Genomic DNA, 15,523 nt, shown 5'->3' on the forward strand with positions numbered 1-15,523 from the left:
GATTGAATATGACTGAACAGCAACCTGTTGCAGTTCTGGGAGGCGGCAGCTTCGGCACCGCTGTGGCGAACCTGCTGGCCGAGAATGGCGTGCCGGTGCGTCAATGGATGCGCGACCCCGAGCAGGCCGAGGCGATGCGGGTCAACCGCGAGAACCCGCGCTACCTCAAGGGTATCCGCCTGCTGGACGGTGTCGAGCCGGTCAACGACCTGCTGGCCACCTTGCAAGCCAGCGACCTGATCTTCGTTGCGCTGCCCTCGAGTGCCCTGCGCAGCGTGCTGGCGCCGCATGCCGAGCTGCTGCGCGGCAAGTACCTGGTCAGCCTGACCAAGGGCATCGAGGCGCAGAGCTTCAAGCTGATGAGCCAGATCCTCGAAGAAATCGCACCCGAGGCCCGCATCGGCGTGCTGTCCGGCCCCAACCTGGCCCGCGAGATTGCCGAGCACGCACTGACCGCCACCGTGGTTGCCAGTGAAGACGAACAACTGTGCCAGCGGGTGCAGGCGGTGCTGCATGGGCGCACCTTCCGGGTCTATGCCAGCAGCGACCGCTTCGGTGTCGAACTGGGCGGCGCGCTGAAGAACGTCTACGCCATCATTGCCGGCATGGCCGTAGCCCTGGGCATGGGCGAGAACACCAAGAGCATGCTGATCACCCGCGCACTGGCCGAGATGACCCGCTTTGCCGTCAGCCAGGGTGCCAACCCCATGACCTTCCTCGGCCTGGCCGGTGTCGGTGACCTGATCGTCACCTGCTCCTCGCCCAAGAGCCGCAACTACCAGGTCGGCCACGCGCTGGGCCAGGGCCTGAGCCTGGAGCAGGCGGTCAGCCGCCTGGGCGAAGTGGCCGAAGGGGTCAACACGCTCAAGGTGCTCAAGGCCAAGGCCCAGGAAGTGCAGGTCTACATGCCGCTGGTGGCCGGCCTGCATGCGATCCTGTTCGAAGGCCGCACGCTGAACCAGGTGATCGAACACCTGATGCGCGCCGAGCCCAAGACCGACGTCGATTTCATTTCCATCAGCGGTTTCAATTAAGCAAAGGAGCAGCACATGAACGATACCCCCGAGCGCGCCCAGCGCGAGTCGATCATCCTGCGGGTGCTGTGGATGCTGGTGTTCCTGGTGGTCTGGCAACTGGCCGAGCTGTTGCTCGGTGGCCTGGTGCTGGTGCAGCTGATCTACCGCCTGGTCTATGGCGCACCAAGCGCCAGCCTGATGAACTTTGGCGACAGCCTCAGCCAGTACCTGGCGCAGATCGGTCGTTTCGGTACCTTCCACACCGACCAGAAGCCCTGGCCGTTCGCCGACTGGCCGGCAGCGCGTGCCCCGGAAGGCGAGGCGCCCCACGCCGTGGCCCCGGCAGCGCACCCGGTGCGCGACGAGGAGCCCAAGCTGTGAAGCTGTGGGTGCTGCGCCACGGCGAAGCGGAACCGCGCGCCAATACCGACGCCGAGCGGCGCCTGACCGGTCATGGCCGTGAACAGGTGTTGCACAGCGCAGCCCGGCTGCTGGGTCAGCCATTGCAGGCGATCATCGCCAGCCCTTATGTGCGTGCGCAACAGACGGCCGCCCTGGTGCACGACACCTTGGGCTTTGCCGAACCCGTGCGCACCGTGCCATGGCTGACCCCCGACAGCGATGTGCGGCAAGTGATTGGCGAAATCGAACGCCTGGGCCTGGAGCACGTGTTGCTGGTCAGCCACCAGCCACTGGTGGGGTCGCTGGTCGGCATGCTCGAGCATGGCCATGCGCAGCAGCCGGCGCCGATGAGCACGGCCAGCCTGGCGGAGCTGGAAGGCGACTGGCCGCTGGCGGGGCTGATGGCATTACGTGCGCTTAATTCGCCTGACTGAGCGGGAGCAACTGGCATTTTTGCCAGTTGCCTTCATTTTGGATCCAACGGATGCTTGGCGCCAGGATGACCAGTGAATGGAAAGGCAGGGAGCGTTGAATGAGCGGGTTGATGCACGAGCTTTTGCGCTCTCTGGATCTGCAGCCCACGATTGACACCGTGCAGCGCAACAGCCGGCTCGATTTCGCCCAGTACGCCCTGTTGCGCGAGACCGCCGACGCCAAGCTCTATCACCTGATGGGCAGAATCCGTCACAAGGTCGAGCAGCACCCTATGGACAACCTGCTGGTCGAGCAGGACCTGAACGAGCTGCAGCAGTCCTGCGTGCGCATGTCTCACCTGCTGCAAAGCAGCTGCCTGGCCTTGCGCCGGCTGCAACTCGATGTCCAGGACCAGCGCCTGGCCCGCGAGGCGCTGGAAAGCCAGATCGCCTTCATGCAGGCTTGCCTGCGCCGTTCGCTGGCCAGTTTCGACGAGTCGGCATGACCTGATTGCCCTTGGCGATGACATTTACAGACGTTGCCGAGTGCCGGCGCGATGCCGACAATGGGCCATCATCCCCCGACCGGACCAGGCGCCATGTCGCAGCAGATCTTCTTCGCCCACGCCAACGGTTTTCCTTCGGCCACCTACGGCAAGCTGTTCGCCGCACTGGCGCCGGATTATCAGGTCAGTCACCTGGCCCAGCATGCCCACGACCCGCGCTTTCCGGTGGACGACAACTGGCAGAACCTGGTCGATGAACTGCTGCACCACCTGGCCCAGCAGGAGGCGCCGGTCTGGGGTGTCGGCCATTCGCTGGGTGGCGTGCTGCACCTGCATGCCGCCTTGCGCCGGCCCGAGTTGTACCGCGGCGTGGTGATGCTCGACTCACCGGTACTGACCCGTGCGGACCAATGGCTGCTGCGCACTGCCAAGCGCTTTGGCTTCATCGACCGCATCACCCCGGCTGGCCGCACCCTCGGGCGGCGTGAAGCTTTCGCCGACCGTGACAGCGCGCGTGACTACTTTGCCAGCAAGTCGCTGTTCCGCCACTTCGACCCGGATTGCCTGGAAGCCTACCTCGAGCATGGCCTGCAAGTGGGCGAGGATGGCTTGCGCCTGCGCTTCGACCCGGCCACCGAGATCAGCATCTACCGCAGCATCCCGCACGCCAGCCCGGCGCCCGCGCGCCAGCTGCAGGTGCCGCTGGCGATGGTGCGTGGCGAGCGCAGCACGGTCATCCGCCGCCACCATGCACTGGCGGTGCGCGGCATTCCTCGGGGCGAGTACCACAGCGTGCCGGGCGGGCACATGTTCCCGCTGGAACGGCCGACCGACACCGCCAGCCTGATCAAGGGCCTGTTCGACCGCTGGAGCCTGGCATGAGTACCCAGGTCGAGGAAGTCCGCCTGAGCCTGGGCCATATCGAGCTGGCCGCGCACCTGTTTGGCCCGGAGGATGGCCTGCCGGTGATCGCCTTGCACGGCTGGCTGGACAACGCCAACAGCTTCGCCCGCCTGGCACCGCAGTTGAAGGGGCTGCGCATCGTTGCCCTCGACCTGGCCGGGCACGGTTATTCCGAGCACCGTCCAGTGGGCGCTGGCTATGCCCTGGCCGATTACGCCCACGATGTGCTGCGGGTTGCCGAACAACTGGGCTGGCAGTGTTTTGCCCTGCTCGGGCATTCGCTGGGCGCGATCATTTCGGTGCAGTTGGCAGGTGCCTTGCCGGACCGGGTCAGCCATCTGGCCTTGATCGACGGTGTCATTCCCCCGACCGGCGCCGAGCAGGATGCCGCTGAACGCCTGGGCATGGCCCTGCAGGCCCAGTTGCGCCTGGACGGCAAGCGCAAATCCGTCTATGCGAGCCTGGAGGAGGGCGTGCAGGCGCGCATGAAGGGCATGGTCGCGGTCAGCCGCGAAGCCGCCGAGCTGCTGGCCCAGCGTGGCCTGATGCCGGTGCCTGGCGGTTACAGCTGGCGCAGCGACAGCCGCCTGACTCTGCCATCGCCGGTGCGCCTGAGCCAGGCCCAGGCCATGGCCTACGTACGGCGGGTGAGTTGCCCGGCCAGCCTGGTGGTGGCCGCTGACGGGATGCTGGCGCGCCACACCGAGTTGCTGGAGCAGCTACCCTTTGCACAGGCGGTGTTGCCCGGCGGGCATCACCTGCACTTGAACGACGAACAGGGTGCGGCCCTTGTCGCAGACTGTTTCAATCGCTTCTTTGGCTTTGCTTGACTTGCACCGGACAAGTGTCGAGGCTTGGCGGGTTGAACAGGGAGACAACCATGCAACTGCCAGACATCCTGGAGCTTCAACCCGGCGCGCCGCGCCGCATGGCTCGCCGATGAGCGCGCCCGTTTCCATCCGTACTGCCTTCGCCGCCTGCCTGGTGCTGGCCAGCCCCTTGCTGTGGGCCGGCAGCCTGCCGGTGCCGGTGGACGCCAAGGTGGTCGACCAGCGCCCTGCCGTGGAGCAGGAACGCGTCTACCCCATGGGCCCGCTGCGCAAGATCAGCGGCCGCCTGCGCGTCGAAGACAAGATCGAAAGCCGTGGCCAGGTCAGCTCGGTCACCTACGAGCTGCCGGTCGAGCGCAGTGCTCGCGAGGCCTTCACCAGCGCTCGCGAAACATTGCAGCAAGATGGCGGTTACCCGCTGTTCTGGTGCCAGGGCCGCGATTGCGGCGAAGGCAGCCTGTGGGCCAACGATGTGTTCGCCAATGCCCGGTTGAACGGCGGCGACGAGCAGCAGGCGTTCATCCTCCTGCGCCGCTCGGCCGAGGAGGCCGATACTTTGGTTGCGCTGTACAGCGTCACCCGTGGCAACCGCCGCGCCTACCTGCATGTGGAAGAATTCGTCGCCAGTAGCCCGCTGGGCGAGATTCTGCCCACCGCCGCCACGGTGCTGCGCGAAATGCGCGACACCGGCAAGCTCGACTACCCTGACCTGGCTGAACCTCGGGACAGCTGGGTGACCTTGCTGGCGCGCAGCCTGAACCTCGACAGCACCTTGCGCGCGAGCCTGAGTGGCGTGCAGGCCGAGGCCTGGCGCCAGCAACTGGTCAAGGCAGGCGTGCGTGACGGCCGGCTCGAAGTCGGCACTGCACCTACCGAAGGCCTGCACCTGGAACTGATTCGTTGAGTGAGCGCCACCATGGCCAACAATGACCGCCTGCTGATCCAGATTCTGCTGCTGGCGCTGCTCGGTGCCGCCCTGTGGGTCATGGCACCGTTCATATCCGCATTGCTGTGGGGGGCTATCCTGGCGTTCGCCAGCTGGCCGCTGATGCGCCTGCTGACGCGTGTGCTCGGCGGGCGGGAAACCCTGGCGGCGAGCTTGCTGACCACCGCCTGGATCCTGATCGTGGCCTTGCCGCTGGTGTGGCTGGGCTTCAACCTGGCCGACCACATACGAGATGCCACCGCCTTTGTGCGGGACGTGCAGGTCGACGGCCTGCCCGATGCACCTGACTGGCTGGGCGGCATTCCCTTCGTTGGCGAGCGCCTGGTCAGCTGGTGGCAATCCCTCGACCAGCAAGGCGCAGCCCTGCTGGCCTCGGTGAAACCTTACCTGGGGCAGGTCGGTAACTGGTTGCTGGCGCGCAGTGCGCAGATCGGCAGCGGTGTGCTGGAGCTGACCTTGAGCCTGGTGTTCGTGTTCTTCTTCTACCGTGACGGGCCGCGGCTGTCGGCATTCGTGCTGCGGCTGCTGAACCGGCTGGTGGGCGAGCGGGCCGATTACTACCTGGAACTGGTGGCCGGCACCGTGCAACGGGTGGTCAACGGCGTGATCGGCACGGCAGCGGCGCAGGCCCTGCTGGCATTGATCGGCTTCCTGATCGCCGGGGTGCCTGGGGCGATCGTGCTGGGGCTGGTGACCTTCATGCTCAGCCTGATCCCGATGGGGCCACCGCTGGCGTGGATCCCGGCGACCGGCTGGCTGGTGTGGAAGGGCGATTACGGCATGGCGGTGTTCCTGGGCATCTGGGGCACCTTCGTCATCAGCGGCGTGGACAACGTGCTCAAGCCGTACCTGATCAGTCGCGGTGGCAACCTGCCGCTGGTGATCGTGCTGCTCGGCGTGTTCGGCGGCTTGATCGCCTTTGGCTTCATCGGCCTGTTCATCGGGCCGACCTTGCTGGCGGTCGGCTACAGCCTGCTGCTGGACTGGAGCCGCAATTCGGCGCCGGCCCAGCAATGAACCTGTAGCGGCCTCTTCGCCGGTTTACCCGCGAAGAGGCCAGTGCAGGCATTCAACAAACCTCATCTTTACGCATTCTTTATTCCCACCCCCACCCTCTGGTCTCGCCCCTTTACGCCCCTCGCTCGGACAATTCCCTTAAAGCGGTACAAGCCGCAAAAAGGGGAGTTCCACTCATGTACATGCTCGACGGTCTGTCACTGCTGCTGGCAGTGGCGTTGGCGGTTTACCTGCTGGTGGCGCTGCTGCGCGCCGATCGCAGCTAGGGAGCGGCCATGCACAGTTACGATTACGCTTTGCTAGTGGCATTTTTCGCCATCGTGCTGTTGCCGGCACCCTGGCTCGGGCGTTTCTACTACAGGGTCATGGAGGGGCAGCGCACCTGGCTGACGCCCGTGTTGGGGCCGGTGGAGCGGGGCTGCTATCGCCTGGCCGGGGTGCGCGCCGACCAGGAACAGAACTGGCGGCAGTACACCCTGGCCCTGCTGGCCTTCAACCTGGCGGGCTTCCTGTTGCTGTTCGCCGTGCTTCTGCTGCAGGGCTACCTGCCACTCAACCCGCAGCACCTGCCCGGCCAGGGGTGGTCGCTGGCGTTCAACACGGCGGTGAGCTTCGTCACCAACACCAACTGGCAGGCCTACAGCGGCGAGGCGTCGGTCAGCTACCTGAGCCAGATGCTCGGCCTGACCGTGCAGAACTTCGTCAGCGCCGCCACCGGCCTGGCCGTGCTGGTCGCCCTGTGCCGTGGCATCGCCCGCCGCTCCAGCACCAGCCTGGGCAACTTCTGGGTCGACATGACCCGCGCCACCCTCTACGGCCTGCTGCCGCTGTGCCTGCTGCTGGCGCTACTGCTGGTCTGGCAGGGCGTGCCGCAGACTTTCGCCGACTACGCCCACGCCGTGACCCTGCAGGGCGCCGACCAGACCATTGCGCTGGGCCCGGCCGCCAGCCAGATCGCCATCAAGCAGCTGGGCACCAACGGTGGCGGCTTCTTCGGTGTGAACTCGGCGCACCCGTTCGAGAACCCTACGGCCTGGAGCAACCTGTTCGAGGTGGCCTCGATCATCCTGATCCCGGTGGCGCTGGTGTTCACGTTTGGTCACTACGTCAAGGACCTGCGCCAGAGTCGCGCAATCATCGCCTGCATGCTCGGCCTGTTCCTGCTGGGCGGTGCCACTGCGCTGTGGTCGGAACACCAGCCGAACCCGGCACTGGAAAGCGCCCAGGTGCAACAGAGCGCGCCCATGGAAGGCAAGGAGAGCCGCTTCGGCACCACCGGTTCGGTGCTGTGGACAGTAACCACCACGGCAGCCTCCAACGGCTCGGTCAATGCCATGCACGACAGCCTCAACCCGCTGACCGGCATGGTCGCGATGGTCAACATGATGGTTGGCGAGGTGATCTTCGGCGGCGTCGGCGCCGGGCTCTACGGCATGCTGCTGTTCGTGCTGATTGCTGTGTTCCTGGCCGGCCTGATGATTGGCCGCACGCCGGAATACCTCGGCAAGAAGCTTCAGGCGCGGGAAGTGCAGTTGCTGGTGGCGACCCTGCTGGTGATGCCAGTTGGCGTGCTGGTGCTCGCGGCCATCGCCGCCAGCCTGCCAGGGCCAGCCAGTGCAGTAAGCAACCTGGGCGCCCATGGCTTCAGTCAGCTGCTTTACGCCTATACCTCGGCCACCGCCAACAATGGTTCGGCGTTCGCCGGGTTTGGCGCCAACACCGTGTTCCATAACGTGATGATCGGCCTGGCCATGCTGATCGGCCGCTTCGGCTACATCCTGCCGATCCTGGCCCTGGCCGGCAGCCTGGCGGCGAAGAAGAGCGCGCCCCAGGGCATGAACAGTTTTCCCACCCATGGCCCGCTGTTCGCCTGCCTGTTGCTGGTGACCATCCTGCTGGTCGGTGGCCTGACCTTCCTGCCGACCCTGGCCCTCGGGCCGATCGCCGAACAACTGAGCCTGGGTTTCTGAGGAATCATCCATGAACATGCCCATTCCTGAAGTGAAAGCCTCGCACAGCGCCAAGGACCAGACCCGCTTCGCCGCCCTGTGGCGCCCGGCGCTGGTGCAGGCCTTCGTCAAGCTCGACCCGCGCCAGCTCAAGCGGGCGCCGGTGATGCTGGTGGTTGCCCTGACGGCCATCCTCACCACCGCGTTGTGTTTCGCGCCTGGCAATGGCGTCAGCACCGGCGTTGCCGCGCAGATCGCCCTGTGGCTGTGGTTCACCGTACTGTTCGCCAACTTCGCCGAGGCCCTTGCCGAAGGCCGTGGCAAGGCCCGAGCCGACAGCCTCAAGGCCGGTAGCCAGGGCTTGACGGCGCAGCGCCGCAAACGCGATGGCAGTTTCGAAAGCGTCGCTGCCACGGCGCTGCGCAAGGACGATGTGGTGCGGGTGGTGGCCGGCGAGATGATCCCCGGTGACGGCGAGGTGCTCGAAGGCATCGCGGCGGTCAACGAAGCGGCCATCACCGGCGAGTCCGCACCGGTCATCCGCGAGTCCGGCGGTGACCGCTCGGCCGTCACCGGCAACACCCGGCTGGTCTCCGACTGGCTGCTGATCCGCATCACCAGCAACCCCGGCGAATCGACCCTGGACCGCATGATCGCCCTGGTCGAAGGCGCCAAGCGGCAGAAGACCCCCAACGAAATCGCCCTCGACATCCTGCTGATCGGCCTGACCCTGATCTTCCTGATCGTGGTGGTGACCCTGCAACCGTTCGCCCATTTTGCCGGCGGCAGCCTGCCGCTGATCTTCCTCGCCGCGCTGCTGGTGACGCTGATTCCCACCACCATCGGTGGGCTGCTCTCGGCCATCGGCATCGCCGGCATGGACCGCCTGGTGCGCCTGAACGTGATCGCCCGCTCCGGGCGAGCTGTGGAGGCGGCCGGCGACGTTCATACCCTGATGCTCGACAAGACCGGCACCATCACTTTCGGCAACCGCCGCTGCAGCGCCCTGCACGCCGCCCAGGGTGTGACCGCCAAGGAACTGGGGGAGGGCGCGTTGCTCGCCTCGCTGGCCGATGACACCGCCGAGGGCAAGTCGATCGTCGAGTACCTGCGCCAGCTGCACGACTTCATCGAGCCGTCGCCCGGGCAGTACCAGGCCATCGCCTTCAGCGCCGAGACGCGCCTGTCGGGTATCGACTTCCAGCAGCACCGCTACCGCAAGGGCGCTGTCGATGCGGTGCTGGCCTTCGTCGGCATGCAGCGCCTCGACCTGCCCACCGCGTTGGCCCGTGAAGTGGAACGCATCGCCCAGAGCGGTGGCACCCCGCTGCTGGTGTGCCTGGACAAGCGCCTGCTCGGCGTGATTCACCTCAAGGATGTGGTCAAACCGGGTATCCGCGAGCGCTTCGCCGAGCTGCGCAAGCTGGGCATCCGCACCGTGATGGTGACCGGTGACAACCCGCTGACGGCGGCAGCCATTGCCGCCGAAGCCGGAGTGGATGATGTGCTCGCCGAAGCTACGCCAGAGAAGAAACTGGCACGTATCCGCCAGGAGCAGAACGATGGCCGCCTGGTGGCCATGTGCGGCGACGGCGCCAACGACGCCCCGGCGCTGGCCCAGGCGGACGTCGGCATGGCCATGAACGATGGTACCCAGGCGGCGCGTGAGGCGGCCAACATGGTCGACCTGGACAGCGACCCGACCAAGCTGCTGGACGTGGTGCAGGTGGGCAAGGAACTGCTGGTGACCCGCGGGGCGCTGACCACCTTTTCCATCGCCAACGACGTGGCCAAGTACTTCGCCATCCTGCCAGCGCTGTTCGCCGCCATCTATCCACAGTTGAGCGTGCTCAACCTGATGCAGCTGGCCAGCCCGCAGAGCGCGATCCTGTCGGCCATCGTGTTCAACGCGCTGATCATCATCGTGCTGATCCCGCTGGCGCTGCGCGGCGTGCGCGTGCAGGCGGCGAGCGCGGCGCACCTGCTGCGGCGCAACCTGCTGATCTACGGGCTGGGGGGCATTGTCGTGCCGTTTGCCGGGATCAAGCTGATCGACCTGCTGCTCAATGCCTTGCACCTGGTCTGAGGAGGCCATCATGAACCGTTACGTACGCCCGGCGTTGAGCCTGATTCTGCTGATGACCGTGGTCACGGGTGCGCTGTACCCGCTGGTGGTGACCGGGGTTGCCCAGCTGGCGTTCCCCAAGCAGGCCAATGGCAGCCTGGTGCGCGATGCGCACGGCCAGGTGCGCGGATCGGCCCTTATTGCCCAGGATTTCCAGGGCGATGGCTGGTTCCATTCACGGCCTTCGGCGGGTGCTTTTGCCACCGTGGCCAGCAGCGCGAGCAACCTGGCACCGAGCAACCCGGCGCTGGCCGAACGGGTCAAAGGTGATGCCGCGGCGCTGTACCAGGCGCAGTTGGGGCCGGTGCCCCAGGCCTTGCTGACCACCTCTGGCAGCGGCCTGGACCCGCACTTGCCACCGGCAGCGGTGGTTTACCAGATTCCCCGAGTAGCCGCAGCGCGGCAGGTGCCGGTGGAGCGCTTGCAAGCCTTGCTGGAAGAGGCCACCCTCCACCCATTGATCGGGCCACCGGTGGTCAATGTGCTGGCCTTGAACCAGGCACTGGAACATCTTTGACCGGGGGCCGCTCTGCGGCCCTTCGCGGGCTTGCCCGCTCCCACAGGGATCGCCACAGCTTTCATGCCAGTGGTATCCCTGTGGGAGCGGGCAAGCCCGCGAAGGCCTGCAGAGCAGGCCCAGGGAATACGCAAAAGCGCAAATGCTGAAGGATGAAACATGAGTGACTCCACCCGCGCAGACGCGCTGTTGGCCAACCTCCCACGTAGCGGTCGCGGCCGGCTCAAGGTCTTCCTCGGCGCCGCCCCAGGCGTGGGCAAGACCTTCGCCATGCTCCAGGCAGCCCATGCCCAGCAACGCCAAGGTGTGCAGGTGTTGGCCGGGGTGGTCGAAACCCATGGCCGTAGCGAAACCGAAGCGTTGCTCGGCGGCCTGCTCCAGCAGCCCCTGCTGCGCAGCGAATACCGTGGCGTCACCCTTGAGGAAATGGACCTTGACGGCCTGCTCAATGCTGCCCCGACCCTGGCCCTGGTCGACGAACTGGCCCACACCAACGCCCCCGGCAGCCGCCACGCCAAACGCTGGCAGGACGTGCAGGAGCTGCTCGCCGCCGGTATCGACGTGTACACCACGGTCAACGTCCAGCACCTGGAAAGCCTCAACGACAAGGTCCGTGGCATTACCGGCGTGCAGGTGCGCGAAACCCTGCCGGACTGGGTGCTGCAGGAAGCCTTCGAGCTGGTGCTGATCGACCTGCCGCCACGTGAACTGCTCGAGCGCCTGCGCGAAGGCAAGGTCTACGTGCCGGAGCAGGCGCGGGCCGCCATCGACGCGTACTTCTCGCAAACCAACCTTACCGCCCTGCGCGAGCTGGCCATGCAGACCGCCGCCGCCCAGGTCGACGCCGACCTGGCCCACGGATACCGCCTGCGCGGCGAAGCGGCGCCGGCCTTGCGTGGGCGCCTGCTGGTGGGCGTGGATGGCGATGACCAGGCCGAGCGCCTGGTGCGCCATGCCAGCCGCGTTGCCCAGCGCCGCCACCTGCCGTGGAGCCTGGTGCACGTCGACAACGGCCGGCTGCGCGACGAAGCCGCGCGCCAGCGCCTGCAGGCGGCCCAGCAACTGGCCGAGCGCCTGGGGGGCGAGGTGGTGTTGCTGCGTGCCGGCGAGGTGGCGCGGACCTTGATCCAGCACGCCAGTGAGCGCCGTGCCAGCCTGGTACTGGTCGGGCAATCCCGTGACCGGCTGCGCCGACGCCTGTTCGGCGCCGGTGTCGCCACCCGGCTGCTGCGCGAAAGCCATGGCCTGGAGATCAACGTGCTCGACCGCGACAGCCAGGCACGCCCGGCGCGTGCAGCGGTCAGCAGGGTGTGGGTCTGGCGCCATTACCTGCTGGCGCTGCTGGCCACGATGTTGGCAGCCGGCCTGGCGTGGGGCGTGTCGAGCGTGCTGGCGCTGCCCAACATCTCGCTGGTGTTCCTCGCCGCCGTGCTGCTGGTGGCCGTGCGCAGCAGCCTGGGCCCGGCGCTGGCCTGCGCGGCGCTGTCGTTCCTGACCTACGATTTCCTGTTCATTCCGCCAAACTTCTCGTTCAGCATCCAGCGCGAGGAAGACGTGCTGACGCTGGTGTTCTTCCTGCTCATGGCGGCCCTCACCGGCAACCTTGCGGCCCGCCAGCGCAGCCAGCTGCAGGCCCTGCGGGAAACCCAGGCGCAGACCAACCAGCTGCTCGACCTGTCGCGCCGGCTGACCGTGGCCACCGACCGCCAGGCGGTGTTCAATGCCGCCGGCCGCCACCTCAATGGCTGGAAAGACGTGCAGGTGTGCCTGCTGGAGCGCAACAGCGAAGGCCTGCTGCAGCTGGCCAGCGGCGAATCCCAGGCCTTGAGCGACAACGAGCGCGCCGCCGCCGAGTGGGCCTGGCAGCACGGCCAGGCCGCTGGCCACGGCAGCGATACCTTGCCCAACGGCCGTTGGTGGTGGTGGCCACTGGCAGTGGACGATCAGCCCCTGGCACTGCTTGGTGTGCGCCCACGCTCTGGCGAGCCGTTGAGCGCGCAGCGCCGACGCCTGCTGATGGCCCTGGGGCAACCCCTGGCCCAGGCCCTGGCCCGCGCGCGGCTGGCCGAACAACTCGAAGCCGCCCGCCTGCACGGCGAAACCGAGCAGTTGCGCAGTGCCTTGCTCGCCTCGGTGTCCCACGACCTGCGCACCCCGCTGACGGCCATGCGTGGCAGCATCGACAGCCTGCTGGCACTGGGCGAAGCAATCCCCGTCGAGGACCGCCGCGAGCTGCTCGAAGGCACGCGCAACGAAGCCGAACGCCTGGACCGCTACATCCAGAACCTGCTCGACATGACCCGCCTCGGCCACGGCGGCCTCAAGCTTGCCCGTGACTGGGTGGCCCCCGCCGATATCGTCGGCAGTGCCCTCAACCGCCTGCGCGCGGTACTGGCGCCGCTGCGCGTGCACACCGATGTGCCCGCTGAACTGCCGCTGCTGTTCGTGCACGCCGCGTTGATCGAGCAGGCGCTGATCAATGTGCTGGAAAACGCCGCACGCTTCTCGCCCGTGCAAGGCCGCCTGGAACTGCAGGTAACGGTGCATGACGAGCAGTTGCACTTCGCCGTCAGCGACCAGGGGCCCGGGATCCCGGTGGCCGAGCGCGAGAAGATCTTCGACATGTTCTACACCGCTGCCCGTGGCGATCGCGGCGGCCAGGGCACCGGCCTGGGCCTGGCGATCTGCCAGGGCATGATCGGTGCCCACGGCGGGCAGATCCTGGTCGGCGAAGGCATCGATGGCCACGGCACCTGCATCACTCTATGCTTGCCGCTGCCCCAACAACCTGAAGCCGAAAGCGAAACCCCATGAGCCAGTCCGCCACCCTGTTGGTCATCGACGATGAACCGCAGATCCGCAAGTTCCTGCGCATCAGCCTGAGCTCCCAGGGCTACAAGGTGATCGAGGCCGCCACCGGCAGCGAAGGGCTGGCCCAGGCGGCCCTGGCCAAGCCCGACCTGGTGGTGCTCGACCTCGGCCTGCCCGACATGGATGGCCAGCAGGTGCTGCGTGAATTGCGCGAGTGGAGCACAGTGCCGGTGCTGGTGCTGTCGGTGCGGGCCAGCGAAGTGCAGAAGGTCGACGCGCTGGATGGTGGTGCCAATGACTATGTGACCAAGCCTTTCGGCATCCAGGAATTTCTTGCCCGGGTGCGCGCACTGTTGCGCCAGGTGCCGCAGTCGGGCGGCAGCGAAGTGACGGCCAGCTTCGGGCCGCTGGTGGTGGACTTCGCTTTTCGCAAGGTGACGCTGGAGGGTTTGGAAATCGCACTGACGCGCAAGGAGTACGCACTGCTGGCGCAACTGGCCGGGCACCCGGGGCGGGTGATTACCCAGCAGCAGCTGCTCAAGGATATCTGGGGGCCGACCCATGTCGACGACACCCACTACCTGCGGATCGTGGTGGGGCATCTGCGGCAGAAGCTCGGCGATGACCCGACGGCGCCACGGTTCATCATTACCGAGGCGGGGGTGGGGTATCGCCTGGTGGCACCTCAGCCCTGATGTGATCCCTGTGGGAGCGGGCATGCCCGCGAACACCGGCAAAGCCGGTGCCAAACTCCGCGGTGCTTGCTTCGCGGGCACGCCCGCTCCCACATGGGCCGCGCTGTTTCAGGCCCTGGGTGGTTCTTTGTCGAAGAGCTGACGCATCACTTCCAGATAACGCCTGGCGCCCAAGCCCAACGGTCGTGGTTTCAGCCAGATAATGTCCACCCACAACCGCAACCGACTGGCCATGTTGTCAAAGCGCACCTCGGCCAGCGCCCCCGAGGCAATCAGCGGCTCCACCAGCGGCTGTGGCAGGTAGGCCCAACCCAGGCCGGATTGCACCAGGTCGAGCGTCGCCAGGTAGCTGTCGGTCAACCATATGCGCCGCGACAGCACCATGCGCGGGTCCGAACCGGTGGCCTTGCCAGAGGCCACGATGATCTGCCGCTGTTCGGCAAACGCTTCCTCAGGCAGCGGCATACCGCTGTTGCTGCCTGCGGGGTGGCGTGGCGAGGCGACGGCCACCAGCAGCTGGCTGCCGGCTTCGAGAAAAGACTCGCGCTCATCGATCCCCGGCCGTTCGAACACCAGCGCCAGCTGCACGCTGCCTTCATGCAGCAGGCGCACCGCCTCGGTCTGGGTCGCCGAGCGCACTTCGATCTCCAGGCTGGGGAATTCCTTCGCCAGGGTTGCCAGTGGCTGGCTCCAGCGGCCGGTCTGCAGCTCCGGGGCCATGGCGATGGTCAGGCGCTTTTCCAGCCCCTGGTGCAGTTGCAGGGCCTGGGCGTCGAGCAGGTTGAGCTGGCAGATCACCTGCCGGGCCTGGGGCTCCAGGGCCAGGGCGGCGCTGGTCGGCAGGGCTTTACGTGTCGCCCGGTCGAACAGGGCCAGGTCCAGTTCGGCCTCCAGTTGCGCAATGGCCATGCTCACGGCCGACGGTACCCGCCCCAGCTTGCGCGCGGCGGCAGAGAACGAACCCGCCTCCAGCACGGCGAGGAAAATTGCCAGGGAGTCACTGCTGAAGGCCATGTTGATTGAAACCTGCTGTCGGGGAAGGTTGTGAGAAAGAGTAATGGATTGAATTGAGAGAATGTATCTGGGCTGCTAGAGGTTGGCCTGGAGATGTTCAGCGCCTGTGAGATCGAGCGCCGCCCGCGCGGCGCATCGCGAGCTGCGCTCGCTCCTACGTTTGTTTCGGGCCAGTAACGCCTGCGACAGGCGCGCGCGACCGCCTTGTTTGTACGACGCAATATCAAGCCATGCGCCAAGGCGCCCGCGCGCAAATCTCCCAGGAATAATTGGCCCGAAACAAACGTAGGAGCCAACTGTCTTTCGCTTCCACCCGACCAACGCACATATCAGGGTGGGCAGGCGCTAAGTCTGCCTTCCCGATACACCTTCAAACTGG

The 15,523-nt window shown here is 66.5% G+C and carries 15 protein-coding genes; 14 read left to right on the forward strand and 1 reads right to left on the reverse strand.

Annotated elements, in window-relative coordinates:
* The first annotated feature begins 8 nt into the window (after positions 1-8).
* The 14 genes from CAF78_RS27180 to CAF78_RS27245 all read left to right on the forward strand — a co-directional run bounded on the left by CAF78_RS27180 (position 9) and on the right by CAF78_RS27245 (position 14,130).
* Positions 9-1,034, forward strand: coding sequence for an NAD(P)H-dependent glycerol-3-phosphate dehydrogenase (locus CAF78_RS27180; RefSeq protein WP_085673101.1), 1,026 nt, complete (start codon positions 9-11; stop codon positions 1,032-1,034).
* A gap of 15 nt (positions 1,035-1,049) precedes the next feature.
* A complete protein-coding gene (locus CAF78_RS27185) occupies positions 1,050-1,397 on the forward strand; it encodes a DUF4389 domain-containing protein (protein ID WP_027919063.1) in 348 nt (115 codons plus the stop codon).
* Positions 1,394-1,852, forward strand: a complete 459-nt coding sequence (sixA, locus tag CAF78_RS27190; RefSeq protein WP_085673103.1) for a phosphohistidine phosphatase SixA — start codon at positions 1,394-1,396, stop codon at positions 1,850-1,852. The genes CAF78_RS27185 and sixA overlap by 4 nt, the downstream gene beginning before the upstream one ends.
* A gap of 110 nt (positions 1,853-1,962) precedes the next feature.
* A complete protein-coding gene (locus tag CAF78_RS27195; protein ID WP_085673105.1) occupies positions 1,963-2,337 on the forward strand; it encodes a hypothetical protein in 375 nt (124 codons plus the stop codon).
* Between the two features lie 93 nt (positions 2,338-2,430).
* Positions 2,431-3,219: an alpha/beta fold hydrolase gene (locus CAF78_RS27200; protein WP_085673107.1), complete on the forward strand. Its 789-nt coding sequence runs from the start codon at positions 2,431-2,433 to the stop codon at positions 3,217-3,219.
* Complete coding sequence (locus CAF78_RS27205; protein WP_085673109.1) at positions 3,216-4,070, forward strand: alpha/beta hydrolase; 855 nt, start codon at positions 3,216-3,218, stop codon at positions 4,068-4,070. The genes CAF78_RS27200 and CAF78_RS27205 overlap by 4 nt, the downstream gene beginning before the upstream one ends.
* Before the next feature lie 109 nt (positions 4,071-4,179).
* Positions 4,180-4,974, forward strand: a complete 795-nt coding sequence (locus tag CAF78_RS27210) for a DUF4892 domain-containing protein (protein WP_085673111.1) — start codon at positions 4,180-4,182, stop codon at positions 4,972-4,974.
* A gap of 12 nt (positions 4,975-4,986) precedes the next feature.
* Positions 4,987-6,033, forward strand: coding sequence for an AI-2E family transporter (locus tag CAF78_RS27215; protein WP_085673127.1), 1,047 nt, complete (start codon positions 4,987-4,989; stop codon positions 6,031-6,033).
* A gap of 176 nt (positions 6,034-6,209) precedes the next feature.
* On the forward strand, positions 6,210-6,299 hold the full coding sequence (gene kdpF, locus CAF78_RS27220; RefSeq protein WP_033696222.1) for a K(+)-transporting ATPase subunit F: 90 nt from the start codon (positions 6,210-6,212) through the stop codon (positions 6,297-6,299).
* Between the two features lie 9 nt (positions 6,300-6,308).
* Positions 6,309-8,003, forward strand: coding sequence for a potassium-transporting ATPase subunit KdpA (kdpA, locus tag CAF78_RS27225; RefSeq protein ID WP_085673113.1), 1,695 nt, complete (start codon positions 6,309-6,311; stop codon positions 8,001-8,003).
* Positions 8,004-8,013: 10 nt separating this feature from the next.
* Entirely contained in the window at positions 8,014-10,068 is a 2,055-nt protein-coding gene (gene kdpB, locus CAF78_RS27230; RefSeq protein ID WP_085673115.1) for a potassium-transporting ATPase subunit KdpB, read from the forward strand.
* A gap of 10 nt (positions 10,069-10,078) precedes the next feature.
* Entirely contained in the window at positions 10,079-10,624 is a 546-nt protein-coding gene (gene kdpC / locus CAF78_RS27235) for a potassium-transporting ATPase subunit KdpC (protein WP_085673117.1), read from the forward strand.
* Between the two features lie 159 nt (positions 10,625-10,783).
* Entirely contained in the window at positions 10,784-13,438 is a 2,655-nt protein-coding gene (locus CAF78_RS27240; protein WP_085673119.1) for a sensor histidine kinase KdpD, read from the forward strand.
* Complete coding sequence (locus tag CAF78_RS27245; protein ID WP_085673121.1) at positions 13,435-14,130, forward strand: response regulator; 696 nt, start codon at positions 13,435-13,437, stop codon at positions 14,128-14,130. Before CAF78_RS27240 ends, CAF78_RS27245 begins: the two co-directional genes overlap by 4 nt.
* A gap of 108 nt (positions 14,131-14,238) precedes the next feature.
* Here CAF78_RS27245 and CAF78_RS27250 read toward each other — a convergent pair whose 3' ends face one another.
* The gene (locus CAF78_RS27250; RefSeq protein ID WP_085673123.1) at positions 14,239-15,144 is read right to left on the reverse strand and encodes a LysR family transcriptional regulator; all 906 of its coding nucleotides are present in this window, start codon (positions 15,142-15,144) and stop codon (positions 14,239-14,241) included.
* Positions 15,145-15,523: the final 379 nt, after the last annotated feature.

This window comes from Pseudomonas sp. R28(2017) (genome assembly GCF_002112505.1).
GTDB lineage: Bacteria > Pseudomonadota > Gammaproteobacteria > Pseudomonadales > Pseudomonadaceae > Aquipseudomonas.

Excerpts from the sequence above, each read along its gene's own strand:
- CAF78_RS27180 (WP_085673101.1), top strand. The coding sequence starts at position 9 with ATGACTGAACAGCAACCTGTTGCAGTTCTGGGAGGCGGCAGCTTCGGC.
- CAF78_RS27185 (WP_027919063.1), top strand. The coding sequence starts at position 1,050 with ATGAACGATACCCCCGAGCGCGCCCAGCGCGAGTCGATCATCCTGCGG.
- CAF78_RS27210 (WP_085673111.1), top strand. The coding sequence starts at position 4,180 with ATGAGCGCGCCCGTTTCCATCCGTACTGCCTTCGCCGCCTGCCTGGTG.
- kdpC (WP_085673117.1), top strand. The coding sequence starts at position 10,079 with ATGAACCGTTACGTACGCCCGGCGTTGAGCCTGATTCTGCTGATGACC.
- CAF78_RS27250 (WP_085673123.1), bottom strand. The coding sequence starts at position 15,144 with ATGGCCTTCAGCAGTGACTCCCTGGCAATTTTCCTCGCCGTGCTGGAG.
- CAF78_RS27245 (WP_085673121.1), top strand. The coding sequence starts at position 13,435 with ATGAGCCAGTCCGCCACCCTGTTGGTCATCGACGATGAACCGCAGATC.
- kdpA (WP_085673113.1), top strand. The coding sequence starts at position 6,309 with ATGCACAGTTACGATTACGCTTTGCTAGTGGCATTTTTCGCCATCGTG.
- kdpF (WP_033696222.1), top strand. The coding sequence starts at position 6,210 with ATGTACATGCTCGACGGTCTGTCACTGCTGCTGGCAGTGGCGTTGGCG.
- CAF78_RS27205 (WP_085673109.1), top strand. The coding sequence starts at position 3,216 with ATGAGTACCCAGGTCGAGGAAGTCCGCCTGAGCCTGGGCCATATCGAG.
- CAF78_RS27195 (WP_085673105.1), top strand. The coding sequence starts at position 1,963 with ATGCACGAGCTTTTGCGCTCTCTGGATCTGCAGCCCACGATTGACACC.
- kdpB (WP_085673115.1), top strand. The coding sequence starts at position 8,014 with ATGAACATGCCCATTCCTGAAGTGAAAGCCTCGCACAGCGCCAAGGAC.
- CAF78_RS27200 (WP_085673107.1), top strand. The coding sequence starts at position 2,431 with ATGTCGCAGCAGATCTTCTTCGCCCACGCCAACGGTTTTCCTTCGGCC.
- CAF78_RS27215 (WP_085673127.1), top strand. The coding sequence starts at position 4,987 with ATGGCCAACAATGACCGCCTGCTGATCCAGATTCTGCTGCTGGCGCTG.
- CAF78_RS27240 (WP_085673119.1), top strand. The coding sequence starts at position 10,784 with ATGAGTGACTCCACCCGCGCAGACGCGCTGTTGGCCAACCTCCCACGT.